This is a genomic window from Streptomyces thermocarboxydus (assembly GCF_024760485.1).
Classification (GTDB): Bacteria; Actinomycetota; Actinomycetes; order Streptomycetales; family Streptomycetaceae; genus Streptomyces; species Streptomyces cellulosae.
The window spans coordinates 4955809-4981655 of the sequence record NZ_CP058273.1; the positions used below are offsets into that span (position 1 = coordinate 4955809).

Below are 25847 nucleotides of genomic sequence, written 5' to 3' on the forward strand. Positions count from 1 at the left end.
CGGCGTGTTCCGTCGCCGCTCACTTGGAGGTGACCTGGCCGCCGGCGGCGTCGCGCAGTGCCTCGTCGTAGCCCCGCGCGGCCTCCTCGACGGACGCGTCACCCGTGGTCACCGCCTCCATCGCCTCCTGGATGGCGGTCGACACCTTCGGGTACGCCGGGTACGCGGGCCGGTAGTGGGTGTGCTCCACCAGGTCGGTGAAGAACCGGATGCCGGGCTGGGCCGCCGTGTACGCCGGGTCCGACGCGACGTCCTCGCGGACGGCGATGCCGGAGTTGGCGATGTACCACTTCTGGGCGTTGGCCTTGGTCTGCATCGTCTTCACGAACTCGAAGGCCAGGTCGGGGTTGGCCGCCTTGGCGGGGATCGCCCAGGTCCAGCCGCCCGACATGCTCACCTTGCCGGGCGCCTGCCCGTGCTGGGTGGGCATCGCCGCGAGCCCCAGCTCCTTCGACCACTCCGGCCACTCGTGCCCGCTGCCCTCCAGCCAGTCCTGCGGCAGCCAGGAGCCGTCCAGCGCGATGCCGAGCTTGCCCTGCGGCAGCCACTCGCCCCGCACCCGGGTGCTCACGTTGGGGTCGAGGGCGTCGGCGACGTCGGGCCCGAGCTTCTCCTTGTAGACGGTCTCGACGAAGCTCAGGGCGTCACGGAAGCCCTTGCCCGCCGTGATCCACTTCTTGCCGTCCTTGTCGTACAGCGGGTCCGACGTGCCGTCGTTCGTGCCGTACAGCAGCATCTCGAAGGTCTGCATGGTGGCCGCCTCGCCGACCGGCTTGCCGGTGTAGACGTTCAGCGGGATGACGCCTGGCACCTTCTTCTTGATGGCGCGGGCGGCGTCGAGGACGTCCTCCCAGGTCCTCGGCTGCCAGTCGGCCGGCAGACCCGCCTTCGCGAAGACGTCCTTGCCGAACCACAGCCCGCGCGTGTCGGTCCCGTCGGGGACGCCGTACGTCTTCCGGTCCTCGCCCTGCGCGGCGGCCTTGGCGGTGTCGGCGAACCGGTCCCAGTCCTTCCACCCGGCGAGATACGGGTCGAGGGGCTTCAAGTACCCGCTGGTGATGTCGGAGTTGATGAGGAACGTGTCCTCGTACACCAGGTCAGGCGCGGTCCTGGGGGAGCGGAGCATCTGCTGGAGCTTGGTGTAGTACTCGGCGTCCGGCGCCTTGATGGGGACGAGCTCCACCTTCTTGCCGGGGTTGGCCTTCTCGAACTGCCTCTTGACGTCCGCGAGATAGGTGTCCATCACCTTCACGGAGTTGTCCGTGGACTGCTTGAAGGACACCTTCAGCGTGTCCGGATCCCCGCCGGACCCGCCCCCGCAGGCGGTCAGCAGCAGCGGGGCGGCGGCGCAGAGGGCGACGAGAGCGGTCGGTCGGACGGCGGGGCGAGCGGCGGTGGGGCGAGCGGCGGTGGGGCGCACGGGCACGACCTCCTACGGGCACACGACACTGTGGCCTGGACGGCTGCCTGGTGAACGTAAGTTGACCGGTCCAGCCGGGTCAATGAGCGTGCGCAGGGGGAACCGCCGGGGGCGGTGAAGGCTTCGTGAGCTTCGCCCCACCCGCTCGCGGGTCCGGCGCTTCCGTCTCCGACTGTGTCGGCCGTGCGGCTCGGGCACGTGACGTCGGGCGCCGTCGTCGCCACTGCCGCGCAGGCGAAACAGCACCCGGCCGGTGCTGCCACCGGTGTGGGAGGCCTCGCACGGAAGAGACGTCCGACGGCGGTCCCGTAAGGCCGTGCAGCTCGCCGTCGACCTGACCGCGTTCTGCGCCGTCCCGCTCGCCGCCCTGGCCGTGTTCTGGGCGCAGGACGACCACGGACGGCTGATGGTCGCGCTGTCCCTGCTGGAGGAGCTCGCCGTGGCCGGGCTCGCCTCGCAGGTCGTGCGGTTCGCGCGAGCCGCGTGACGGTCAGGCGCCGGAGGTCCACCGGTACTGCAGCTCCGGCCGCCCCACCGTCCCGTACTGGGGCCGGCGGGCCGCGCAGCCGGAGTCGACGAGGTGTTCCAGGTAGCGGCGGGCCGTGATGCGGGAGATGCCGACCGCCTCCGCGACGCCCGTGGCGGTGAGGCCGTCGGGGGCGTCGCGCAGGGCCGTGGAGACGCGTTCCAGGGTGGGCCCGCTCAGGCCCTTCGGGAGGGCGGCCGGGCCGGGGGCGCGCAGGGTCGCGAGGGCGCGGTCGACCTCGTCCTGGCCGCTCGCCTCGCCCGCCGCCGCGCGGAACTCGGCGTACCGGACGAGCCGGTCGCGGAGCGTCGCGAAGGTGAACGGCTTCAGCACGTACTGGACGACGCCCAGCGACACCCCCTCGCGCACCACCGCGAGGTCCCGCGCCGACGTCACCGCGACCACGTCCGCGTGACGGCCGGCCGCCCGCAGCGAGCGGGCCAGCTGCAGCCCGTGCACGTCCGGCAGGTGCAGGTCGAGAAGCAGCAGGTCGACGGGGGTGCGGTCGAGCGCCCGGCGGGCCTCGGCGCCGGTGTGCGCCTTGCCCACGGCGACGAATCCGGGCACCCGCCCGACATACATCATGTGCGCGTCGGCGGCCACCGGGTCGTCCTCGACGACCAGCACCCTGATGGGCTGCCCGGTCATACGGCGCCGCCCGCGCCGTTCACGACCGCACCGGCCGGCACCCGCAGCGGGATCCGCACGTCGAACACGGCGCCGCCGTCCTCACCGGAGGTCACCGTGAGGGTGCCGGCGTGCCGGGACACCGCCTGCCGGACCAGCGCGAGGCCCAGTCCCCGGCCGCCGGGGCCGGACGGCTTGGTGGTGTAGCCGAGCCGGAACAGCTCCTCGGCGCGGTCGGGGTCGACGCCCGGCCCGGTGTCGCCGACCCGCAGCACCAGCTCGGAGCCGTCCTCCTCGGTCAGCGCCGTCACCGTCACCCGCGGCCGCACCCCGCCCTGGGACGCGTCCACCGCGTTGTCGATCAGGTTGCCGAGGATGGTCACCAGGTCGCGGGAAGGCAGCGCCTCCGGGAGCAGGCCGTCGTCCAGGCGGCTGTCCGGGGACACCACCAGCTCCACGCCCCGCTCGTTGGCCTGCGCGGTCTTGCCCAGCAGCAGCGCCGCGAGCACCGGCTCGCTCACCGCCGCCACCACCTGGTCGGTGAGCGCCTGCGCCAGCTCCAGCTCGGCGGTGGCGAACTCCACGGCCTCCTCGGCGCGGCCCAGCTCGATCAGCGACACCACGGTGTGCAGCCGGTTGGCCGCCTCGTGCGCCTGGGACCGCAGCGCCTGCGTGAAACCCCGCTCGGAGTCCAGCTCGCCCATCAGCGACTGCAGCTCGGTCACGTCCCGCAGCGTCACCACCGAGCCGCGCCGCTGCCCGCCGGTGACCGGGGAGGTGTTCACCACGAGCACCCGGTCGGCGCTGAGGTGCACCTCGTCGACCCGGGGCTCGGAGGCGAGCAGCGCGCCCGTCAGCGGGGCCGGCAGCCCCAGCTCCGCGACCGACCGGCCCACCACGTCCTCCTCCTGGTCCACCCCGAGCAGCACCCGGCCGCCGTCGTTGATCAGCGCCACCCGGAACTGCCCGTCCAGCATCAGCAGACCCTCGCGCACGGCGTGCAGCGCGGCCTGATGGTAGTCGTGCATATGGCTCAGCTCGGTCGCGTTCATCCCGTGCGTGTGCCGGCGCAGCCGCGCGTTGATCACGTACGTGCCGATCGCGCCGAGGGCGAGCGCGCCCCCCGCGACCGCCAGCAGCGCGGCGAGCTGCTCCTGCACCCGCCGGCCGATCTCCTCGACCCGTATGCCCGCGCTGACCAGGCCCACGATCCGGTCGCCGTCCCGCACCGGCGTCACCGCGCGCACGGACGGGCCGAGCGTGCCGGTGTACGTCTCGGTGAACGTGCGCCCCTGCAGCGCCGGACCGGTGTGCCCCCGGAAGGGCAGGCCGATCTGGGCCGGGTCGGGGTGGGTCCAGCGGATGCCCCGCGGATCCATGATCGTGACGAAGTCCACGTCGGTGTCGCGCACCACCGCCACCGCGTAGGGCTGGAGGCGCGCCGAGGGGTCGGACGAGCGGATCGCCTCCCGCACGGACGGCGAGTCGGCGACCGAGCGGGCCACCGAGGTGGCCTGCCTCCCCGCGGCCTGCTCGGCCTCGCTGCGGTGGCTGAGATAGGTGGCCAGCGCGTACCCCGCCACGACGACCGTGAGCAGCACGGCCTGCATGGCGAAGAGCTGTCCCGCGAGACTGCGGGGCCGGGGGAGGGGGATACGCATTCAGCCAGTCTGCCTCGTGCATGAGCGGTGAACTAAATGAACGGAAGGGTGACCGCACTCACAAGGCGCGACATAGTCACCGCGTTCCCCCGAACCATCCCCCGGACGTGAGCCGCACGCCGGTGATGCCGACGACGACGTCAAGGAGGGCCGCCGTGACCAGCACCGCCGATACGGCACCTGCCGCACCCGAGGCCAAGCGGGACCGCACGCACTATCTCTACATCGCGGTGATCGTCGCGGTCGCCCTCGGCATCGCCGTCGGCCTGATCGCGCCGGACTTCGCGGTCGAGCTGAAGCCGATCGGCACCGGCTTCGTGAATTTGATCAAGATGATGATCTCGCCGATCATCTTCTGCACCATCGTGCTGGGCATCGGGTCCGTGCGGAAGGCCGCCAAGGTCGGCGCCGTGGGCGGCATCGCCCTCGGCTACTTCATGGTCATGTCCGTGGTGGCGCTCGCCATCGGTCTGGTCGTCGGCAACATCCTGGAGCCGGGCAGCGGCCTCGCGATCACCGACGCGGTGAAGGAGACCGGCCACGCGCAGATCGACGCGGAGGCCAAGGACACCACCGAGTTCCTGCTCGGCATCATCCCGACCACGATCGTGTCCGCCTTCACGCAGGGCGAGGTGCTCCAGACCCTGCTGATCGCCCTGCTGTGCGGCTTCGCCCTGCAGGCCATGGGCAAGGCGGGGCAGCCGGTCCTGCGCGGCATCGAGCACATCCAGCGGCTGGTCTTCCGCGTCCTCGCCATGATCATGTGGGCGGCCCCGGTCGGCGCGTTCGGCGCGATGGCCGCGGTCACCGGCTCGGCCGGCGTCGACGCGCTGAAGAGCCTCGCGGTGCTGATGCTCGGCTTCTACCTCACCTGTGTGCTGTTCATCTTCGTGGTGCTCGGCGCGATGCTGAAGATCGTCGCGGGGCTGAACGTGTGGACCTTGTTCAAGTACCTGGGCCGTGAGTTCCTGCTGATCCTGTCCACGTCCTCCTCCGAGTCCGCGCTGCCGCGGCTCATCGCGAAGATGGAGCACCTGGGCGTCAGCAAGCCGGTGGTCGGCATCACCGTCCCGACCGGCTACTCCTTCAACCTCGACGGCACCATGATCTACATGACCATGGCCTCGCTGTTCATCGCCGACGCCATGGGCACGCCGATGTCGGTCGGCGAGCAGATCCCGCTGCTGCTGTTCCTGCTGGTCGCCTCGAAGGGCGCCGCCGGTGTCACCGGCGCCGGCCTCGCGACCCTGGCCGGCGGCCTCCAGTCGCACAAGCCCGCCCTGGTGGACGGCATCGGCCTGATCGTCGGCATCGACCGCTTCATGAGCGAGGCCCGCGCGCTGACCAACTTCGCCGGCAACGCGATCGCCACGGTGCTGATCGGCACCTGGACGAAGGAGATCGACAAGGAGCGGGTCGCCGAGGTGCTGGCCGGACGCGCCCCGTTCGACGAGCGCACGCTGCTGGACGACCACGGCGCCGGCCGGAACGACGACGCCGAGGCGTCCGAGCCGGGCGACGAGAAGGAACTCGCCAAGGCCTGACCCCAGGCCCTCCGCACCCCGGCCGGCCGGTCCGCACCCCCGTCGGACCGGCCGGCCGGTCCCGGAGGCCCGACTTCCCTGACCGGGCCTCCCGCCGGGCGGCCGGACTCCTCCCCCGTGAGTCCGGCCGCCCGGCTCTTCCTTGCCCAGGCCTTCCGCGCTTGCCCTGACGCCGACGTCAAGCCGTACGTTCGGCGGCATGCGAATCGGCGAGCTGGCCGCACGCGCCGGGACCACGACGCGGACGCTGCGGTACTACGAGTCCCGCGGGCTGCTGCCCGCGCGCAGGGACGTGAACGGCCATCGGACCTACGACGAGTCCGACCTGAGGCTGCTGCGGCAGATCCGCACGCTGCAGGACTTCGGGTTCGGTCTGGAGGAGACCCGGCCGTTCGTGGAGTGCCTGCGCGCCGGGCATCCCGAGGGCGACTCGTGCCCGGCCTCGCTCCAGGTCTACCGGCGCAAGCTCGACGAGCTGGACGCGCTCATCGCCGAGCTGGGCGCGGTGCGGGAGCAGGTCGGGCGGCAGCTGGCGCGGGCGGAGGCGGCCCGTGCGGCGCTCGCGGCCGACGCGGCGGTCCCGGGAGGTCCGGAACCGGAGTGCGAACTGGGAGGGGGACCGCGATGAGCGGCGTGCCCGAGGTGACCGACGCGGATTTCGCGGAGGAGGTGCTGGGCGCCGGACTTCCGGTGCTGGTGGAGTTCACCGCGGACTGGTGCCCGCCGTGCCGGCAGATGGCGCCGGTGCTGCGTGAGCTTGCGGCGGAGGAGGAAGGCCGGCTGAAGGTCGTCCAGCTGAACGTGGACCGCAATCCGGTCACGACGAACGCGTACAAGGTGCTGTCGATGCCGACGTTCATGGTGTTCCGTGACGGGGAGCCGCTGCGCTCCATGGTCGGCGCGCGGCCGGGTCGGCGGCTGCGGGAGGAGCTGGACGGCGTGCTCTGACCGGCCGCCCTCTGTACGAAGAAAACCCCCGGGCAATTGCGCCCGGGGGTTTTCCTTGCGTATATTCGTCCATTCACGCCTTCGTTATGAGAAGTCGCGAAGAAGTTCAGTGAGCACAGTATATCCGGGCGGGAGTGGAATTGTCAAACACCGAATTTCCGGACGATGAATTGCGGCACGAACAGGAATTCATCGACGGACTGTACGCACGGGTGGACGTCCTGCGGGGCGACGCCGAGGCCGGTGTGGCGGACGCCCTCGCCCAGGGCCACACCCCCCGGCAGGCCCGGCTGGAACGGGACATCTTGGTCGCCGAGCGCTCCGGGCTGCTCGCCGCGCTGAACGCGGTGGACGGCTCCCTCTGCTTCGGCCGTATCGACCTGGCCTCCGGGCAGACCCATCACATCGGGCGCATCGGCCTGCGCGCCGACGACGACGAGCGCAGCCCGGTCCTCATCGACTGGCGGGCCGACGTCGCCCGCCCGTTCTACCTGGCCACCGGCCACACCCCGATGGGACTGCGCCGCCGCCGGCACATCGCCACCGAGGGCCGCCGCGTCACCCACCTGCACGACGAGATCCTCGACCTGGGCGACGACACCCGCACCGGCCACGAGGACCCCACCGGCGACGCCGTGCTGCTCGCCGCCCTCAACTCCGCCCGCACCGGCCGCATGGGTGACATCGTGCGCACCATCCAGGCCGACCAGGACCGCATCATCCGCGCCCCGCACCGGGGCGTCATGGTGGTCGAGGGCGGACCCGGCACCGGCAAGACCGCCGTCGCCCTGCACCGGGCCGCGTACCTGCTCTACGAGCACCGCGAGCTGCTGGCCCGCCGCGCCGTCCTCATCGTCGGGCCCAACCCGGCGTTCCTCGGCTACATCGGCGAGGTGCTGCCCAGCCTCGGCGAGACCGGCGTGCTCCTCGCGACCGTCGGCGAGCTGTTCCCGGGCGTGCGGACGACCCGCACGGACACCCCGGAGGCCGCCGAGGTCAAGGGGCGGGCGGAGATGGCCGGCGTGCTCGCGGAGTACGTTCGCGACCGGCAGGCGCTGCCCGACCCGGTCATCGCGATCGAGCACGACCGCGAGATCCTCATGCTCGACGACGGCCTGGTGAACGTCGCCCGGGAGCGCACCCGCGCCACGAAGCTGCCGCACAACGTGGCCCGCGAGCACTTCGAGGGGCACATCCTCAACACGCTCACCGACATGCTCGCCGAGCGCATCGGCACCGACCCGTACGACGGGTCCAACCTGCTCGACCCGAGCGACATCACCCAGATCCGCGACGAGCTGGCGGAGAACCCCGAGGTGTGGTCCGCGATCGACCAGCTCTGGCCGCGGATCACCCCGCAGCGGCTGGTCGCGGACTTCCTCGCCGCCCCGGAGGACTACCTCTCCGACGAGGACGCCGCCGCGGTCCGCCGCCCGGTCACCCGCCACTGGACCGTCTCCGACGTGCCGCTGCTCGACGAGGCCGCCGAACTCCTCGGCGAGGACGACCGGCTCGCCCGCGAGCGCGCCGAACGCGAGCGGCAGCGGCAGATCGCCTACGCCCAGGGCGTGCTGGACGTCTCGTACGCCTCCCGCACCTTCGAGTTCGAGGACAAGGAGGAGGACGACCCCGAGTCCTCCGAGGTGCTGTCCGCGCACGACATCATCGACGCGGAGCGGTTCGCCGAACGGCACGAGGAGGACGACCACCGCAGCGCCGCCGAGCGCGCCGCCGCCGACCGCACCTGGGCGTTCGGCCACATCATCGTGGACGAGGCGCAGGAGCTGTCCCCGATGGCGTGGCGGCTGCTGATGCGGCGCAGCCCCACCCGGTCGATGACCCTGGTCGGCGACCCGGCGCAGACCTCGGAGGCGGGCGGCGTCGGCTCCTGGGAGGGCATCCTCAGCCCCTACGTCGAGGACCGCTGGGAGCACCACCGCCTCGGCGTCAACTACCGCACCCCCGCGGAGATCATGGAGGTCGCCGCCGCCGTGGTGAGGGACGCGCACCCCGGCTTCGAGCCGCCCAGCTCGGTGCGCGCCACCGGGGTGAGGCCGTGGGCCCGCGCCGCCGCCGACCTGCCCGCCGCCACCGCCGACGCGGTCAAGGAGCTCACCCCGCAGGAGGGCCGCCTCGCGGTCATCGCCCCGCGTGAGCTGCACCGCGCCCTGGCCGCCCGCCTGGACGGGGTGACGGCCGGCGCCGAACCGGACCTCACCCACCAGGTGGTGCTGCTCGACCCACGCCAGGCCAAGGGGCTCGAGTTCGACTCGGTCCTCGTGGTCGAACCGGGCCGCTACGGCACCAGCGACCTGTACGTGGCCCTCACCCGCGCCACCCAGCGGCTCGGCGTGCTGCACACCGAGCCGCTGCCGGAGCCGGTGGCCAAGGCTCTCGCGTAAGCCCGGGCGCGCCCGCCGTCAGGCCGGGCGCAGCCACACCGTCGCCAGGGGAGGCAGGGTCAGCCGGATGCTCGCCGGCAGACCGTGCCACCCCTGCGGCTCCGGCTTCACCGGGTCCGGGTTGGTGACGTCGGAGCCGCCGTAGCGGGCCGCGTCGGTGTTCAGGGCTTCGTGCCAGGCGGGCACGTCGTCCGGGACGCCGATGCGGTAGTCGTGCCGCACCACCGGCGCGAAGTGGGACACCGCGAGCAGCGGCGAGCCGTCGGCGTCGTACCGCAGGAACGCGAGCACGTTGTCGTCGGCGGCGTCCCCGGCCACCCAGCGGAAACCGGCCGGCTCGGTGTCGTACTGCCACAGCGCCGGGGTGGCGCGGTAGACGGTGTTCAGGTCGCGCACCAGGTCCCGCACACCCCGGTGGTCGGCCTCCGCGCCGTAGTGCGGGTCCAGCAGCCACCAGTCCGGGCCGTGCGCCTCCGACCACTCCGCGCCCTGCGCGAACTCCTGCCCCATGAACAGCAGCTGCTTGCCCGGATGGGCCCACATGAAGCCCAGGTAGGCGCGCAGGTCGGCGCGCTGCCGCCACCAGTCGCCGGGCATCTTCGACACCAGCGACCGCTTGCCGTGCACCACCTCGTCGTGGGAGATCGGCAGCACGTAGTTCTCGCTGTACGCGTACACCATGGAGAAGGTCATCTCGCCGTGGTGGTACTTGCGGTGCACCGGCTCGTGGCTCATGTACTCCAGCGAGTCGTGCATCCAGCCCATGTTCCACTTCAGCCCGAAGCCGAGGCCGCCGAAGCCGCTCGGGCCGCGGTGGTGGGTGGCGCGGGTGACGCCGTCCCAGGCGGTCGACTCCTCGGCGATCGTCACCACCCCCGGCACCCTGCGGTAGACGGTCGCGTTCATCTCCTGCAGGAACGCCACCGCGTCCAGGTTCTCCCGGCCGCCGTGCTCGTTCGGCGTCCACTGGCCCGGCTCGCGCGAGTAGTCCAGGTAGAGCATGGAGGCGACGGCGTCGACCCGCAGGCCGTCGATGTGGAACTCCTCGCACCAGTACAGGGCGTTGGCCACCAGGAAGTTGCGCACCTCGCGGCGCCCGAAGTCGAACTCCAGGGTGCCCCAGTCGGGGTGGGCGGCGCGCAGCGGGTCGGAGTGCTCGTACAGGGGGCGGCCGTCGAACTCGGCCAGCGCCCACTCGTCGCGCGGGAAGTGCGCGGGCACCCAGTCCATGATCACGCCGATGCCGGCCTGGTGGAGGGCGTCCACCAGGTACTTGAAGTCGTCCGGGCTGCCCATACGGGCGGTCGGCGCGTAGAAGCCGGTGACCTGGTAGCCCCAGGAGCCGCCGAAGGGGTGCTCGGCGACCGGCATCAGCTCGACGTGCGTGAAGCCCAGGTCCTTGACGTACGCGGGGAGTTGGTCGGCGAGCTGCCGGTAGGTGAGGCCCGGCCGCCACGACGGCAGGTGCACCTCGTAAAGGGAGAGCGGCGCGCGGTGTGCCGGCACCTCCGCCCGCTGCTCCAGCCACTCCGCGTCGTTCCACTCGTGGTGCGACGCCGTGACGATCGAGGAGGTGGCCGGGGGCACCTCCGTGCGGCGGGCCATCGGGTCGGCGCGCAGGGTCTTCGTGCCGTCGGGGCGGGTGATCTCGAACTTGTACAGTTCGCCCTCGCCGATGCCCGGCACGAACAGCTCCCACACGCCGGACGAGCCGAGCGAGCGCATGGGGTGGCCGGTGGCGTCCCAGAAGTTGAACGTGCCGGCGACGCGTACGCCTTGCGCGTTCGGCGCCCACACCGAGAAGCGGGTGCCGTCCACGCCCTGGTGGGTCATGGGGTGTGCGCCGAGCACGGTCCACAGCTGCTCGTGGCGGCCCTCGCCGATCAGGTGCAGGTCCAGCTCGCCGAGCGTGGGCAGGAAGCGGTAGGCGTCCTCCGTCTCGACCTCGGTGCCCTCGTACGCGACGCGCAGGCGGTACGCGGGGACGTCCCGGAGGGGGAGCAGGCCGGAGAAGAAGCCGTCGCCGTCGTCGTGCAGGGTGACGGTCATGCCGCCGGAGACCACGCTCACGGCTTGTGCGTACGGGCGGAAGGCGCGGAAGGCGATGCCGCCGGGGACGGGGTGGGCGCCGAGGACGGAGTGCGGGGCGTGGTGGGTGCCGTGGAGGAGGCGGTCGCGGTCGCCGGCGTCCACGGCGGGGGAGACGGGGATCTCCGCTTCCGGAGGGGCGGACTGGGGGGTGTTCTCTGGCACCGGTGCCGCCGGTGCTGTCCCCGAGGCGCCCTGAGCGGTGCCGCCTGCGCCCACCCTCCCCCGCTCTCGGCTTCGCTCGAGCGGGGGGACCCCCGTCGCCCCAGCGGCACGACTGCCCGCAGGCCGGCCGGTCGCCCCAGGGGCACCGTTGTCCGCAGGCGGCGGGGTCGCCCCTGCGCTGCGATTGCCCGCAGGCGGCGGGGTCTTCTTCTTCCGTGCCGGCGTCTGTGGCTCGGTGCGGCGTGCGTCGGCCGGCTGCTCACGGGAGGGACCGCTGGGCTCGGGGCGGGGGGTCACGGGGAAGCCTCCTGGGCGCGGGGCGGGTGGGTCAGGTCGGGTCGGCCGAGGCGAGCCGGTGCAGGGCCGCCATCGGCACGGGCAGCCAGTCGGGGCGGTGCCGTGCCTCGTACACCGCCTCGTAGACCGCCTTGTCGGTCTCGTACGCGCGCAGCAGCACCGGCTCGGTGCGCGGGTCACGGCCGGCGGCCTCCGCGTACCCGGAGCAGTAGGCCGCCCGGCAGTGGGTGGCCCACTCGGGCTGGGGCGGGTCCGTGGTGCGCGCCGCGTAGTCGAAGGAGCGCAGCATGCCCGCCACGTCCCGCACGGCCGGCTGCGGCATACGCCGCTCGGCCAGCGGCCGGGCCGGCTCGCCCTCGAAGTCGATCAGCGACCAGGTGCCGGCCGGGGAGCGCAGGCACTGCCCGAGGTGCAGGTCGCCGTGGATCCGCTGGGCGGTCCAGGTGCGGCCCTCGGACGCGAGGTCGTCCAGCGCGGTGTACGCCGAGCGCAGATCGTCCGCGTACGGCCGCAGTGCGGGCACCGCCTGCACGGCCGCCTCGAGCCGCTCGGTCATGCCGTCGACCAGGGCGCGCATCTGCACATGGCCCAGGGTGACCGTGGGCAGGGCGTGTGCCAGCGCGGTGTGCACCTCGGCGGTGGCCCGCCCGAGGGCCCGCGCCTCGGCGACGAAGTCCTCCCCCTTGGCCAGCTCCCGCAGCGCCAGCTCCCAGCCGTCGGTGGCGCCCTGCACGAACGGCTGGAGCACCCCCAGGACGTACGGCTCGGCCGGACGCGAGGGCCCGGCCGTGTCCTCGGCGTCGGCGACCAGCCATGCCGTCGGCGGGGGCACCCGGGGGCAGCCCTCGCGGGCCAGCGCCAGCGGCAGCTCCAGGTCGGGGTTGATGCCGGGCACCACGCGGCGCATCAGTTTCAGGATGTAAGTGTCGCCGTAGACGACCGACGAGTTCGACTGCTCGGCCGTCATCAGGCGCGGCACGAGCCCGGGCCGTATCTCCTGGCGCGGGTCGCGCTCGAAGCGAAGCCCGCCGATCCGGGCCTGGGTGCGCAGGGCTTCCAGGAGCAGGTCGGCGGGCCGGGTGTCGTGCAGGGCCTCGTAGACCGTCCGTCCGGCCAGCGGACCCTGCGACACATGACCGATCAGCGCGGGCGCCAGCCTGGGCGGCAGCGCCTCGCGCACGCCTATGAACAGCTGGTAGCAGTCGCCCGGCTGCTCGGGCCCGCCGTGGCCGGGCTGGAGCGCCTGGTGGGCGCGCACCAGCAGGTGGTAGAGGCCGAGCTTGGCCGTGGCGGGCAGCAGCTCGGTGGCCGCGACCAGGTCGAATCCGGTGACCGGGCGGCCCTTCCCGGCGAACCAGCGCTGCCTCGGCAGCCACTCCCGCAACAGTGGATCGAGTGACGCAAGGAGGCCGGGCGGGGTCGTGACGGTGCGTGTGACGGCTTCCGACATGGCGTCGCGTCCTTTCCCCTCTGTCGGCGCGCCACGGGGCGCCGCCGGTGGGCGGGGTGTTACTCATGCGTGCCCCGGGCGGAGCGGGAGAAACCGCCCCGCCCCGGTTCTACGCGCCGTCCTTCCGGAGCCGGAACCAGTAGAAGCCGTGCCCTCCGAGCGTCAGCAGGTACGGCAGCGCGCCGACGGCCGGGAAGCGCACCCCGCCGAACAGCTCCACCGGATGCCGCCCCTCGAAGGCGCTGAGATCCAGCTCCGTGGGCTGCGCGAAACGGGAGAAGTTGTTGACGCAGAGAACCAGGTCGTCCCCGTCTTCCCCGTTCGGGGGGGCCTCGCGGAGGAAGGCGAGGACGGCGGGGTTGGAGGAGGGAAGCTCGGTGTAGGAGCCGAGGCCGAACGCCGGGTTCTGCTTGCGGATCTCGATCATGCGCCGGGTCCAGTGCAGCAGCGACGAGGGCGAGGCCATGGACGCCTCGACGTTGGTGACCTGGTAGCCGTAGACCGGGTCCATGATCGTGGGCAGGTAGAGGCGGCCGGGGTCGGCGGAGGAGAAGCCGGCGTTGCGGTCCGGGGTCCACTGCATGGGGGTGCGGACGGCGTCGCGGTCGCCGAGCCAGATGTTGTCGCCCATGCCGATCTCGTCGCCGTAGTAGATGATCGGCGACCCGGGGAGCGAGAGCAGCAGGGCGGTGAAGAGTTCGATCTGGTTGCGGTCGTTGTCCAGCAGCGGGCCGAGGCGCGGCGGATGCCGAATGTTGGCGCGCATGCGGGGGTCCTTGGCGTACTCGGCCACATGTAGTCGCGTTCCTCGTCGGTGACCATCTCCGGGTCAGTTCGTCGTGGTTGCGCAGGAAGATGCCCACTGGCAGCCGGAGGGGATGGCCGGGCGTCTTGGCGAGGATTCTCGGAGACCGGGTAGCGGACTTCGCGGCGGACGGCTTCGTCGTGGTTGCGCAGGAAGATGCCCCACTGGCAGCCGGAGGGGATGGCGGGCGTCTTGGCGAGGATCTCGGAGACCGGGTAGCGGGACTCGCGGCGGACGGCCATGAAGATGCGGGGCATGACCGGGAAGTGGAAGGCCATGTGGCACTCGTCGCCGCCGGCGGCGTAGTCGCCGAAGTAGTCGACGACGTCCTCGGGCCACTGGTTGGCCTCGGCGAGGAGGACGGTGTCCGGGTACTGGGTGTCGATCTCCTTGCGGACCCGCTTGAGGAACGCGTGCGTCTCCGGCAGGTTCTCGCAGTTGGTGCCCTCCCGCTGGTACAGGTACGGCACCGCGTCCAGCCGGAACCCGTCGATCCCGAGGTCCAGCCAGAACTTCAGCGCGGAGATCATCTCCTCCTGCACGGCCGGGTTCTCGTAGTTCAGATCCGGCTGGTGCGAGAAGAAGCGGTGCCAGTAGTACTGCTTGCGTACCGGGTCGTACGTCCAGTTGGAGGCCTCGGTGTCGACGAAGATGATCCGGGCGTCCTGGAACTGCTTGTCGTCGTCGGCCCACACGTAGTAGTCGCCGTACGGACCGTCGGGGTCGCGCCTGGACTCCTGGAACCACGGGTGCTGGTCGCTGGTGTGGTTCATGACGAAGTCGATGATCACGCGCATGCCGCGCTGATGGGCGGAGTCGACGAACTCCACGAAGTCCGCCAGGTCGCCGAACTCCGGCAGCACCGAGGTGTAGTCGGCGACGTCGTAACCGCCGTCCCTGAGGGGCGACTTGAAGAACGGCGGCAGCCACAGGCAGTCGACGCCCAGCCATTGCAGATAGTCCAGCTTGGCGGTCAGACCTTTCAGGTCACCGATGCCGTCCCCGTTGCTGTCCTGGAAGGAGCGGACGAGGACCTCGTAGAAGACGGCGCGTTTGAACCAGTCGGGGTCCCGGTCCTTGGCGGGGGTGTCTTCGAAGGTGTCCGGGACGGGTTCGTTGACGCTCATGTGGCGGATGACCCTCCGATCTGCGGGGTGGACGGTCGCAGAACCGTGCTGTGCGTCCCGGGAGGCCCGTCACCGGACCGCCCGCCGACGACGAGTACATGTGCCCCGCCCGGACCGAGACGCACATAGTTGGCGCTGCCCCATTGATAGGTCTCGCCGGTGAGCTCGTCGCGCACCGGCACCGACTCGTGCCAGTCCAGGCCGAGTTGCGGCATGTCCAACGAGACCGTCGCCTCCTGGGTGTGCCGGGGGTCGAGATTGGCGACCACGAGCACCGTGTTGCCGTCCTGCCGCTTCGAGTAGGCGATGACCTCCTCCTTGTCCGCCTGGTGGAAGTGGAGGTCGCGCAGCTGCCGCAGGGCAGGGTTCTCCCGCCGGATGGTGTTGAGGCGGGTGATGAGGGTGCGATGGTGCGGCCTCGCGTTCGGCGGCTTCCCAGTCGCGGGGTTTGAGCTGGTACTTCTCGCTGTCGAGGTATTCCTCGCTGCTTCGCGCAGCGGGTGTTCTCGCACAGTTCGTAGCCGCTGTAGATGCCCCACGTGGGGAGAGGGTGGCGGCGAGGACGGCGCGGACCTCGAGGCGGGCGGCCGCGTGCTGGAGGTAGGCGTGCAGGATGTCGGGGTGTTGGTGAAGAAGTTGGCCGCATGTAGGAGGCGCTCCCCCGTCAGTTCGGTGAGTACTCCGTCCAGCTCCTGCTTGGTGTTGCGCAGGTGAAGTACGTGTAGACTGCTGGAACCGATCTGGGCGAGGGTGTGCATCATCGCCGGGCGGGTAGGCCTCCGCCAGGAGATGACGTCGGGTCGGTGCCGTTGATGGTCGGCGATGACGCGTTCCCAGAAGACGACGGGCTTGGTGTGCGGTTGTCGACGCGAAGATCCGCACCCCGGTGTCCATCCCAGTGCCGCAGATCCGGCAGGTCTCGGCGACAGGCCGTCCATGTCGGCGTCGAAGGCGATCGGGTAGATGTCCTGGTACTTCTTCGCGGGTTCTCCGCGTAGGCGATGGGCCGTCGGGCGGTGGTGGACCACTCGGGTGCTTGTGCACCCAGGGGTGGTCGGGGGGCACTGAGGGCGAGTCGAGGGCGACCTCCATGCCCAGGTCCCGGCGCGGGCGACGAAGCGGGTAAGTCTTCCAGCGTGCCAGCTGCGGTGGACGGCGTCGTGGCGCCTCGGGGAGCCGATCGCCCACGGCAACCCACGTCGTCCGGGCCGGCGTCGAGGCTGTTGTTCGGGCCTTGCGGAAGGTCGTGCCGATCGGGTGGATGGCGGCAGGTAGCACACGTCGAAGCCATCGCCGCGATCGCGGGGAGCCGGCGCGCGGCGGTGTCGAAGGTGCCGTGCGGCTGCTCGGGTGTGCCCTCCGAGGGGGAAGAACTCGTACCAGGAGCCGTACAGGGCGCGTTCGCGCTCGACGAGCAGGGGGAGCGGCTCGCTGCTGGTGACAGCTCGCGCAGCGGATGCGGGCCAGCACCCGCGTCCCCTCCGGCGTCAGCGCCGCCGCCAGCCGGCCGCCCGCCGGGCGCTCCGTGTCACGCAGAGCCTCCACGCCGCGCGCAGCACCTTCCGGTCCGGACGGGCACCTGCTCCGCCGCCCGCTCGTGCAGCGGCGCCCTCCTCCAGCACCACCTCGGTGTCGATGCCCGCCGGATCTTGATCTGCGCGTGGTGCCGCCAGGTGGTGACCGGTCGCCCACGCCTCCACGGTGTACGTCCATACGCCCGTAGCCGTCGGCGTGACGGTCGCGCCACCGGTCGTGCCGGCGCCAGCTCCGCATCGGCGTGAACGGCCGGTTTCCCTGCGGATCCCGCAGCACCACGTGGCCGACCGCGTCGTGCCCTCGCGGAACACGGTCGCCCGTCACCTCGAACGACTCGCCCACCACCGCCTCGCGGGCCGGCGCCCCTGCCGCACCAGCGGCCGGACGTCCAGCACGGGATGCGCCCACGGAAGTCTCGGGAGGCGCGGAGGACGCGGGGCGCGTTGGCGGCGGGGGCGGTTTCGTGCGGGGCGGGCCGGCCGCGCGCCGGCGCTGTCGGCGCGGGCGACGACTTGGCGCCGGCGGCGAGGGGAGGACGAGTGGCGCTTGGCGGCATGACCGCTCCTGTCCGCGTCAACGAGGGTGCGGATGACTGTGGGGAGGGTCCTGCGGGTCTCAGTGGGGTGTACCCGCAGGCTTCCCACACCGTTCGGGTGGGCAATCCGGCCTTTGTTAACTACTCACGCGTATGTCGACACACAAGACGGCGGCCCCTGGACGCCCTCCGGGTCCGGAGCACACCCGTGCTGGTGCGTTCACCGCGCGGGCGCGTCGAAGCGTGTACGGCGCCGGCGCACGCGGGCGCCGGGGCGACCGGGGCGCGCGCGGCGCCGGCACCGCCCGGTGACCAGCGGCTTCCCCGCCCGCCCACGCCGACGCCCGCCGGGGGTGCGGCGGCCTCCCCGCGACACGCGGGGACGACGGCCTGTGACCGGTGGGAAAGGCGGGACGGAAGAGGCGCGCGGGGCCCGAACACCGGAGGTGACGCGGGTGCGGGCCCGGCGGTCGGCGGAAACGGCCGGTTTCTTGTCCTGCCCGCCGGCGGGCCCGGGGCGCGCGGTACGGACGGGGTCCCGGGGCGGGGGCGCGCGGTGCGGACGGGGTGGCGGGGCGGGGGCGCGACGCGCGGGGTGAAGTACGACAAGACCGCACATGGGGCCGGAATCGGCCATGTCCACTGTGCGGTGAATCGTTTGGACAGGGCAGGCGAGGTACCCGTGTCTCCCGGCTTCCCCCGCTGACGGTGTCCGCGCCGGTACTGTCGGCTGCGATACCCGGACGCACACCGCGTCTCTCACGAACGCGCCGAGGTGGCTTGTGAAGGCTATCCGTCGATTCACCGTCCGACCCGTGCTCCCCGAACCCCTCCGGCCGCTGAGCGATCTGGCCCGCAATCTGCGCTGGTCCTGGCACGCCGGGACCCGTGACCTGTTCCGCTCCGTCGACCCCGAACGCTGGGCCGCGGCCGGCGGCGACCCCATGCGTCTGCTGGGCAGCGTGCCGACCGAGCGGCTCTCCGAGCTGGCCGGCGACCGCGACTTCCTCGACCGCCTCGCCGCGGCCGCGGACGACCTGGACACCTACATGACCGGCGACCGCTGGTACCAGCGGCAGAGCGGCCGGCTGCCCGCCGCCGTCGCCTACTTCTCCCCCGAGTTCGGCATCACCGCCGCCCTGCCGCAGTACTCCGGCGGACTCGGCATCCTCGCCGGCGACCACCTCAAGGCCGCCAGCGACCTCGGCGCCCCGCTGATCGGCGTCGGCCTGCTCTACCGGCACGGCTACTTCCGCCAGTCCCTGTCCCGGGACGGCTGGCAGCAGGAGCACTACCCGGTCCTCGACCCGCACGAGCTGCCCCTGGACCAGCTCAAGGAGGCCGACGGCACCCCCGCCCAGATCACCCTCGCCCTGCCCGGCGACCGCTCCCTGCGCGCCCGCGTCTGGGTCGCCCAGGTGGGCAGGATCCCGCTGCTTCTGCTCGACTCCGACATCGAGGAGAACGACCTCATCGAGCGCGGGGTGACCGACCGGCTCTACGGCGGCGGCAGCGAGCACCGGCTGCTCCAGGAGATGCTCCTCGGCATAGGAGGTGTCCGCGCCGTCCGCACGTACTGCAGGCTCACCGGGCACGCGGCGCCCGAGGTGTTCCACACCAACGAGGGGCACGCCGGGTTCCTCGGCCTGGAGCGGATGGCGGAACTGCGCGCCGAGGGGCTCGACTTCGACGCGGCCCTGGAGGCGGTCCGCGCCGGGACCGTGTTCACCACGCACACGCCTGTGCCGGCCGGCATCGACCGCTTCGACCGCGAGCTGGTGGCCCGGCACTTCGGCCCGCACGCCGAGCTGCCGAACCTGGAGGTCGACCGCATCCTGCGGCTCGGCATGGAGACCTACCCGGGCGGCGAGCCCAACCTGTTCAACATGGCCGTGATGGGCCTGCGCCTCGCCCAGCGCGCCAACGGCGTCTCCCTCCTCCACGGGCAGGTCAGCCGGGAGATGTTCGCCGGACTGTGGCCCGGGTTCGACCCCGAGGAGGTGCCCATCACCTCCGTCACCAACGGGGTGCACGCGCCCACCTGGGTCGCCCCCGAGGTGTACCGGCTCGGCGCCCGGCAGATCGGCAGCCGGCGCGCGGAGGAGGCGCTCAGCATCGGCGACTCCGACCGCTGGGACTCCGTCGCCGACATCCCCGACCAGGACATCTGGGAGCTGCGCCGGTCGCTGCGCGAGCTGCTGGTGCTGGAGGTACGGGAACGGCTGCGGGCCTCCTGGCGGCAGCGCGGCGCCGGGACCGCCGAACTGGGCTGGATCGACGGCGTCCTCGACCCGGACGTGCTCACCATCGGCTTCGCCCGGCGCGTCCCGTCGTACAAGCGGCTGACGCTGATGCTGCGCGACCGGGACCGGCTGATGGATCTGCTGCTGCACCCCGAGCGGCCGGTGCAGATCGTGGTCGCGGGCAAGGCGCACCCGGCGGACGACGGCGGCAAGCGGCTCATCCAGGAGCTGGTCCGCTTCACCGACGACCCGCGGGTGCGGCACCGGATCGTGTTCCTGCCCGACTACGGCATGGCGATGGCGCAGAAGCTGTACCCCGGCTGCGACATCTGGCTGAACAACCCGCTGCGGCCGCTGGAGGCGTGCGGCACCAGCGGCATGAAGGCCGCGCTCAACGGCGGGCTCAACCTGTCGGTGCTGGACGGCTGGTGGGACGAGTGGTTCCAGCCCGACTTCGGCTGGGCCATCCCTACGGCGGACGGCGCGGGGACCGACCCGGACCGGCGCGACGACATAGAGGCCGCGGCGCTGTACGACCTGCTGGAGCAGCGTGTCACCCGCACCTTCTACGAGCGCGGGCGCAGCGGGCTGCCGGACCGGTGGATCGAGATGGTCCGCCGGACGCTGAGCCTGCTCGGGCCGAAGGTGCTGGCCGGGCGCATGGTGCGGGAGTACGTGGAGCGGCTGTACACGCCGGCCGCGCACGCGCACCGGGCGATGAACGCGGACGCCGCGCGGGAGCTGGCGGAGTGGAAGGCGGTGGTGCGGGGGGCGTGGCACGGGGTGACCGTCGACCACGTCGAGACCTCCGTGGCCTCCGCCACCGCGGAACTGGGCAGCACGCTGGCCCTCCGGGTGCGGGTGGGTCTGGGCAGCCTGCGGCCGGAGGACGTGGAGGTGCAGGCCGTCGCGGGGCGGGTGGACGAGGAGGATCGCATCACGGATGCGGCTGCCGTGCCGCTCAAGCCGGTGGGTTCGCCCGGGGCGGGGGGTGAGTGGGTCTACGAGGGCCCGCTGTCCCTCGACCGCACGGGGCCGTTCGGCTACACGGTGCGGGTGCTGCCGAGTCACCGGCTGTTGGCATCCGGGGCGGAGCTGGGGTTGGTGGCGGTGCCACCGGAGGACGTCGCGGAGGCGGCGGGCTTACTGATGCGGTAGCGCCCGTAGGGGCGCGGGGAACTGCGCGAACGGCCCCCGCCGGGCCGCACCCGGCGATGGACAGTGCCCGGCACCTCGGTGGCCGTGGGGGGCGTTGCGCGGCTCGGCGCTGACGAGGTGCCGCCTGCGCCCACCCGTGCCGCCCTGGGGGTACCTCCCAGGCCCTTAAGGCACTGGGGAAGGCACAACTGCCCGCAGGCTAGGCCCCCTCAGAGGCGCGGGGAACTGCGCGACCAGCCCCCACGGGCCCGCACCCGGCGATGGACAGTGCCCGGCACTCCGGTGGCCGTCAGGCCTCCTCCACTCCCCGCGTCGCCAGACGCCGAAGCGTCTTGCCGGCCCGGCGGGCGTACGCGTGCTGGAGGGATCGGGTGGCCGGGCCACCAGCCCGCGCGTACCAGCTCGCCGGGCGGCTGAACGCCGAGACCGTCAGCCACACCGTCCCGTCCCCGGTCCGGTGCACCACGAACGCCTCCTCGCCGCTCTCCGGATGCCCGGACAGCGTCCCGTACGCCCACCCCGCCTCGCGGTACTCCTCCGCCGCCCACACCACCCGGCACGGCGCCTTCACCAGCCCCGCCAGGGTGACCGTGACGTCGACGTCCACCGCCGCCCGCTCCGCCGAGGCGTCGATGCCGACCCCCATCTCCCGGTGCATCTCAAAACCGAACAGCGCGTCCGCGGCCTGGCGGAACACCTGCTCCCCCTCGCCGAGCCGGGTGCGCTCCCTCAGGTGGTGGTACCCCGGAGGGCAGTAGTCGGGATCCCGGCTCGCGCCGACGTGGTCGTAGGTGAAGTCCGCCGAAGACATGGGACCCAAGCCTAGGCGGTGCCCCCGAACGCACCGGCGGCACCCGGAGCGAAGCGCTCCGGGTGCCGCACGGCACCAAGAAGAGTCAGGCTCAGCTGACGTTGATCGCCTTCCAGGCGGCGTCGACCGCCTTGTACTCCGTGCTGCTCGAGCCGTACAGCGCGGACGCCGCGTTCAGGGTGCCCGTACGGGCCGCCTTGTAGTTGGTCGTCGAGGTGAAGTACGTGGTCAGCGCCTTGTACCAGATCTGCAGCGCCTTGGCGCGGCCGATGCCGGTGACGGTGGAGCCGTCGTACGTCGGCGAGTTGTAGCTCACGCCGTTGATGGTCTTCGCGCCGCTGCCCTCGGCGAGCAGGAAGAAGAAGTGGTTCGCCGGACCCGAGGAGTAGTGCACGTCGACCGAGCCGAGGCTGGAGGACCAGTAGTCCTTGGACGCGCCGTCCTTGCTCGGCTTGTCCATGTACCGCAGCGGCGTGCCGTCGCCGTTGATGTTGATCTTCTCGCCGATGAGGTAGTCACCCTTGTCGGTGGAGTTCGCCGCGTAGAACTCCGCACCGGTGCCGAAGATGTCGCTGGTCGCCTCGTTGAGGCCGCCGGACTCGCCGCTGTAGTTGAGGCCGGCGGTGACGGAGGTGACGCCGTGGCTCATCTCGTGGCCGGCGACGTCCAGCGAGGTCAGCGGGTGGGTGTTGCCCGAGCCGTCGCCGTAGGTCATGCAGAAGCAGCTGTCCTGCCAGAAGGCGTTGACGTAGCTGCTGCCGTAGTGGACGCGGGAGTAGGCGGCCTTGCCGTCGTTCCTGATGCCGTTGCGCCCGAAGGTGTTCTTGTAGAAGTCCCAGGTGATCTGGGCGCCGTAGGCCGCGTCCACGGCCGCGGTCTGGTCGCTGGAGGAGCTGGAGGCGGTGCCGGTGCCCCAGGTGTCGTCCGCGTCGGTGAACAGGGTGCCGGTGCCGGAGGTGCCGCGCGCCAGGTTGTAGGTCTTGTGACCGCCGCGCGAGGTGTCGTACAGCTGGTACGTCGAGCCGGACTTGTAGGTGCCCAGGGTGACGGTGCCGGAGTACAGGCTCTTGCCGGTGCCGGTGTGCACGGCCTGCCACTCGTGCAGCTTCTCGCCGGTGGTGGCGTCGGTGATCACGTGCAGCTCGTTCGGGGTGCCGTCCTCCTGGAGGCCGCCGACGACGGTCTCGTAGGCGAGGACCGGCGTGCCCTCGGCGGCCCAGATCACCTTGCGGGGCGCGGAGTCGGCGTCGGTGCGCTCCGAGCCGGCCTTCGCGGCGGCGGCGAGCGCCTGCGCCTCGGCCTTGCCCGCGGCGACCTTCGGCGTCACGGTGGCGACCGCGACGGAGGTCTTCACGGCCTTGGTGACGGTTCTGGCACCGCCCGCCGGCTCGTGCACGACGAGGTCGCCGCCGAGCACGGGCAGCCCGTCGTAGGTGCGCTCGTAGCGGGTGTGGACGGTGCCGTCGACGTCCTTGACGACGTCCTTGACGATCAGCTTCTCCTTGGCGCCGAGGCCTATCGCGTCGGCGGTCTCGGAGGCCGTGGCCTGCTGCTCCCGGATGAGGGAGGTGCGCGCGGAGGCGGACAGCAGCACGGGGGCGCCGCCCAGAACCGGCTTGCCGGCGGGGGCGGAGTCGGCGGTCGCGGTACCGGTGGCCAGGCCGGTGGTGAGCAGGGCACCGGCCACGACGGCGGTGGCGGCGGCCAGGGCGGTACGGCGGCGACGCGCGTAGAGGGGAGTCACTCGAAGCTCCTTGGGGGGTGAGTGGGGGTGCCGGACGGTTGGGGGCCGTCCGGGTGGTGCACCGAGCGAGGGAAGAGTGACATCCGCGTCGCGTACATGTCATGAGGGTCTGATGATGTTGGCCGAAAATCGATGTCCGGCCGTGTGTTGCGTGCGTGTGAACCCGCGTGACCTCGGCAAAGACGCAACCCGCCGTGCGTATGGGACAGGCAAAAAGCGGCGCCGTCCCGGGCGGTGGGAACCACCCGGAACGGCGCCGCGCAGGGGCCTGTTTACGGGAAGGTCAGGCTCCAGCCGTTGATGTAGCCGGTGTCGTAGCGCGCCAGGTCCTGGACCCGCAGCTTCCAGGTGCCGTTGGCCGTCTCCGACGACGCGTTGACCGTGTACGTCTCGTTGATGTTGTCCGCCGAACCGCCGGTGCGGTTGCGCAGGCGGTACGCGGTGCCGTCCGGGGCGATCAGGTCGACGACCAGGTCACCGCTCCAGGTGTGCACGATGTCCACCGAGACCTGAAGGTTGCTCGGCGCGTTTCCGGTGCGGCCGGTGACGGTGATCGACGAGGTCACCGCGGCGCCGGCGTCCGGGATCGCCACGTCGGTGGTCGATTCGAAGGTGGTGCCGCCGCCCCCGGGACCGCCGGAGCGGGTGCCGACGTTGACGCCCGCCCAGGCGTCCTGCACCGCCTTGTACTCGGCGCTGTCCGTGCCGTACAGCTCACCGGTCGCCGCCAGGGTGCCGGTGCGGGCCCCCGCGTAGTTCGTGGTCGAGGTGAACTTCGTGGTGAGCGCGCGGAACCAGATCTTCTCCGCCTTGGCCCGGCCGATGCCGGTGACCGGCAGGCCGTCGGAGGTGGGGGAGTTGTAGGTGACCCCGTTGATGGTCTTCGTGCCGCTGCCCTCGCTCAGCAGGTAGAAGAAGTGGTTCGCCGGGCCCGAGGAGTAGTGCACGTCGACCGAGCCGATGCCCGAGTACCAGGAGTCCTTGGACGCGCCGTCCTTGCTCGGCTTGTCCATGTACCGCAGCGGCGTGCCGTCGCCGTTGATGTCGATCTCCTCGCCGATGAGGTAGTCACCGACGTCGGAGGAGTTGTTGGCGTAGAACTCGACGGTCGAGCCGAAGATGTCGCTCGTCGCCTCGTTGAGGCCGCCGGACTCGCCGCTGTAGATCAGCCCCGCGGTGGCCGAGGTGAGGCCGTGCGACATCTCGTGCGCGGCCACGTCGATCGCGGTGAGCGGGTTGACGTTGCCGGAGCCGTCGCCGTAGGTCATGCAGAAGCAGCTGTCCGACCAGAAGGCGTTGACGTAGTTGTTGCCGTAGTGGACCCGGGAGTACGCGCCGACGCCGTCTCCGCGGATGCCGCTGCGGCCGTGCACGTTCTTGTAGTAGTCCCAGGTCAGCGCCGCCCCGTAGTGGGCGTCCGCGCCGGCCGACTCCGCGTTGGAGGGGGTGCCGTCGCCCCACACGTCGTCGGAGCCGGAGAACAGGGTCCCGGTGCCGGAGGTGCCGCGGTTCAGGTTGTACGTCTTGTGTCCGCCGCGCGCCCCGTCGGTGAGGTTGTACGTCGAACCCGACTGGGTGGTCGTCAGGTTGACCGTGCCGCTGTAGACGGTGTGGCCGGTGCCGGTCTGCACGGCCTGCCACTCGTACAGCCTCTCGCCGGTGGTGGCGTCGGTGACGACGTGCAGTTCCTGCGGGGTGCCGTCGTGCTGGAGGCCGCCCACGACCGTCTCGTACGCGACGACCGGGGTGCCGCTCGCCGCCCAGATCACCTTGCGCGGCGCCCGGTCGACGTCCGCGCCCTCGGCCTTCTCGGCCTTCGCGGCGGACAGGGCCTGCGCCTCGGCCTTCGCGGCCGGCACCTTCGCGGCGGTGGTCGCGGGCTTCACCGGCTTCCGCGTCGCCTTCACGACCTTGTCCGCGTCGCCGGCCGAGTCACCCTGCACGATCAGGTCGCCGCCGAGGACGGGCAGGCCGTCGTAGGTGCGCTCGTAGCGCACGTGCACGGTGCCGTCGCGGTCCTTGAGGACGTCGCGGACGACGAGCTTCTCCTTGGCGCCCAGGCCGATGTCCTTGGCGGTCTCGGCCTTGACGGAGTCCGCCTGGCGCATCAGCGCGGCACGCTGGGCCGGCGTGAGGTTGACCGACTCCGAGCCAGGCGCGGCGGCGCTCGCGGTCCGGGCCTGCGTGCCGGGGGCGGCGACGGCGGCGCCGGACTGCACGGCCGTGGCGATCAGCGCGGCCACGCCGGCCAGGGCGACGGCGGCGACGCGGCGCTGCGCGGTGCGGGGGGTGCGTCTGTGGGACGTCCTGCTTCTCAACGCTGACTCCTTCTGCGGGGCCGCGGGGTGCGCGGCCTGGGGAGACCGGCCGACGGGTCAGCCGGCCGGGCAGAACGGAAGTGCTGTGTTCCGAGCAGTGACCGCCGCACAACGGGCAGCCGAGGCTGTGGGGTTGCTGTGAAGCGGCCGTGGGAAGAGTGGCAGGGGATCGCGGTTTCTGTCAGGAGCGCGTCAGGAAGTTGGCCGGATTCCGTTCGGTGTGCGGGAGGGGGCGCCCGTTATGCGGACAGCGGTGGCCTGGCGGCGGTGAGGCGACGCGGGTGCGTCGCCCTGGTGGGCCGGGTGACCCGGGCCTGCCGCCGTCGCGGCCGGCGCGCGGGGCTCCTGTTGCGTGCAAGCGCCCGGGCCTCGGGCTTGTTCGCCGTCTGCCGTTCCGGGACCCGCCGTTGTGTGCCGGCCCCGGGCCCGTCGCACCTCGTGC

Annotated in this window: 16 protein-coding genes and 1 pseudogene; 6 read left to right on the forward strand and 11 right to left on the reverse strand. The window is 72.0% G+C overall.

Annotation, left to right across the window (positions count from 1 at the left end):
* Positions 1–19: 19 nt before the first annotated feature.
* Positions 20–1420 carry an extracellular solute-binding protein gene (locus AY578_RS23030; RefSeq protein WP_215188849.1) on the reverse strand — a complete coding sequence of 467 codons (1401 nt, stop codon included), beginning with the start codon at positions 1418–1420 and terminating at the stop codon, positions 20–22.
* Between the two features lie 316 nt (positions 1421–1736).
* On the opposite strand from AY578_RS23030, the gene AY578_RS23035 reads away from it, so the two are divergent.
* Positions 1737–1907 carry a hypothetical protein gene (locus AY578_RS23035; RefSeq protein ID WP_215188850.1) on the forward strand — a complete coding sequence of 57 codons (171 nt, stop codon included), beginning with the start codon at positions 1737–1739 and terminating at the stop codon, positions 1905–1907.
* Positions 1908–1910: 3 nt separating this feature from the next.
* On the opposite strand, the gene AY578_RS23040 is transcribed toward AY578_RS23035, so the two are convergent.
* Positions 1911–2594 (reverse strand): response regulator, encoded by a 684-nt coding sequence (locus AY578_RS23040; protein WP_019524025.1) that lies wholly within the window; start codon positions 2592–2594, stop codon positions 1911–1913.
* Positions 2591–4234: a sensor histidine kinase gene (locus AY578_RS23045; RefSeq protein ID WP_026243705.1), complete on the reverse strand. Its 1644-nt coding sequence runs from the start codon at positions 4232–4234 to the stop codon at positions 2591–2593. The genes AY578_RS23040 and AY578_RS23045 overlap by 4 nt, the downstream gene beginning before the upstream one ends.
* Before the next feature lie 155 nt (positions 4235–4389).
* On the opposite strand from AY578_RS23045, the gene AY578_RS23050 reads away from it, so the two are divergent.
* The 4 genes from AY578_RS23050 to AY578_RS23065 all read left to right on the forward strand — a co-directional run bounded on the left by AY578_RS23050 (position 4390) and on the right by AY578_RS23065 (position 9128).
* The gene (locus tag AY578_RS23050; protein ID WP_215188851.1) at positions 4390–5778 is read left to right on the forward strand and encodes a cation:dicarboxylate symporter family transporter; all 1389 of its coding nucleotides are present in this window, start codon (positions 4390–4392) and stop codon (positions 5776–5778) included.
* A 199-nt stretch (positions 5779–5977) separates the two neighbouring features.
* Complete coding sequence (locus AY578_RS23055) at positions 5978–6406, forward strand: MerR family transcriptional regulator (RefSeq protein WP_019524022.1); 429 nt, start codon at positions 5978–5980, stop codon at positions 6404–6406.
* A complete protein-coding gene (locus AY578_RS23060; RefSeq protein ID WP_019524021.1) occupies positions 6403–6726 on the forward strand; it encodes a thioredoxin domain-containing protein in 324 nt (107 codons plus the stop codon). The genes AY578_RS23055 and AY578_RS23060 overlap by 4 nt, the downstream gene beginning before the upstream one ends.
* Before the next feature lie 170 nt (positions 6727–6896).
* On the forward strand, positions 6897–9128 hold the full coding sequence (locus AY578_RS23065) for a HelD family protein (RefSeq protein ID WP_215188853.1): 2232 nt from the start codon (positions 6897–6899) through the stop codon (positions 9126–9128).
* 18 nt (positions 9129–9146) lie between these two features.
* Here the strand turns inward: AY578_RS23065 and glgB are convergent, their stop codons facing one another.
* The 5 genes and pseudogenes from glgB to AY578_RS34135 all read right to left on the reverse strand — a co-directional run bounded on the left by glgB (position 9147) and on the right by AY578_RS34135 (position 16907).
* Positions 9147–11381: a 1,4-alpha-glucan branching enzyme gene (gene glgB / locus AY578_RS23070; RefSeq protein WP_258905088.1), complete on the reverse strand. Its 2235-nt coding sequence runs from the start codon at positions 11379–11381 to the stop codon at positions 9147–9149.
* A gap of 328 nt (positions 11382–11709) precedes the next feature.
* The gene (locus AY578_RS23075) at positions 11710–13128 is read right to left on the reverse strand and encodes a maltokinase N-terminal cap-like domain-containing protein (RefSeq protein WP_215189440.1); all 1419 of its coding nucleotides are present in this window, start codon (positions 13126–13128) and stop codon (positions 11710–11712) included.
* Positions 13129–13237: 109 nt separating this feature from the next.
* Positions 13238–15060 (reverse strand): annotated as a pseudogene (locus AY578_RS34125) (maltose alpha-D-glucosyltransferase).
* Positions 15057–15572, reverse strand: coding sequence for an alpha-glucosidase C-terminal domain-containing protein (locus AY578_RS34130; RefSeq protein ID WP_420341318.1), 516 nt, complete (start codon positions 15570–15572; stop codon positions 15057–15059). Before AY578_RS34130 ends, AY578_RS34125 begins: the two are co-directional and overlap by 4 nt.
* Positions 15573–16547: 975 nt before the next feature.
* Entirely contained in the window at positions 16548–16907 is a 360-nt protein-coding gene (locus tag AY578_RS34135) for a hypothetical protein (protein ID WP_420341319.1), read from the reverse strand.
* A 1006-nt stretch (positions 16908–17913) separates the two neighbouring features.
* On the opposite strand from AY578_RS34135, the gene AY578_RS23095 reads away from it, so the two are divergent.
* Positions 17914–20532, forward strand: a complete 2619-nt coding sequence (locus tag AY578_RS23095; RefSeq protein ID WP_028961697.1) for a glycosyltransferase family 1 protein — start codon at positions 17914–17916, stop codon at positions 20530–20532.
* A 289-nt stretch (positions 20533–20821) separates the two neighbouring features.
* Here AY578_RS23095 and AY578_RS23100 read toward each other — a convergent pair whose 3' ends face one another.
* The 3 genes from AY578_RS23100 to AY578_RS23110 form a co-directional block, all read right to left on the reverse strand.
* Complete coding sequence (locus tag AY578_RS23100) at positions 20822–21343, reverse strand: DUF1990 domain-containing protein (RefSeq protein WP_028961698.1); 522 nt, start codon at positions 21341–21343, stop codon at positions 20822–20824.
* Between the two features lie 91 nt (positions 21344–21434).
* Positions 21435–23087: a M4 family metallopeptidase gene (locus AY578_RS23105; protein ID WP_136239255.1), complete on the reverse strand. Its 1653-nt coding sequence runs from the start codon at positions 23085–23087 to the stop codon at positions 21435–21437.
* A gap of 272 nt (positions 23088–23359) precedes the next feature.
* On the reverse strand, positions 23360–25405 hold the full coding sequence (locus AY578_RS23110; RefSeq protein ID WP_136239254.1) for a M4 family metallopeptidase: 2046 nt from the start codon (positions 25403–25405) through the stop codon (positions 23360–23362).
* Positions 25406–25847 lie beyond the last annotated feature (442 nt).

Coding starts and splice junctions, on each gene's coding strand:
- AY578_RS23040 (WP_019524025.1), bottom strand. CDS start 2,594: ATGACCGGGCAGCCCATCAGGGTGCTGGTCGTCGAGGACGACCCGGTG.
- AY578_RS23045 (WP_026243705.1), bottom strand. CDS start 4,234: ATGCGTATCCCCCTCCCCCGGCCCCGCAGTCTCGCGGGACAGCTCTTC.
- AY578_RS23055 (WP_019524022.1), top strand. CDS start 5,978: ATGCGAATCGGCGAGCTGGCCGCACGCGCCGGGACCACGACGCGGACG.
- AY578_RS23060 (WP_019524021.1), top strand. CDS start 6,403: ATGAGCGGCGTGCCCGAGGTGACCGACGCGGATTTCGCGGAGGAGGTG.
- AY578_RS23075 (WP_215189440.1), bottom strand. CDS start 13,128: ATGTCGGAAGCCGTCACACGCACCGTCACGACCCCGCCCGGCCTCCTT.
- AY578_RS23100 (WP_028961698.1), bottom strand. CDS start 21,343: ATGTCTTCGGCGGACTTCACCTACGACCACGTCGGCGCGAGCCGGGAT.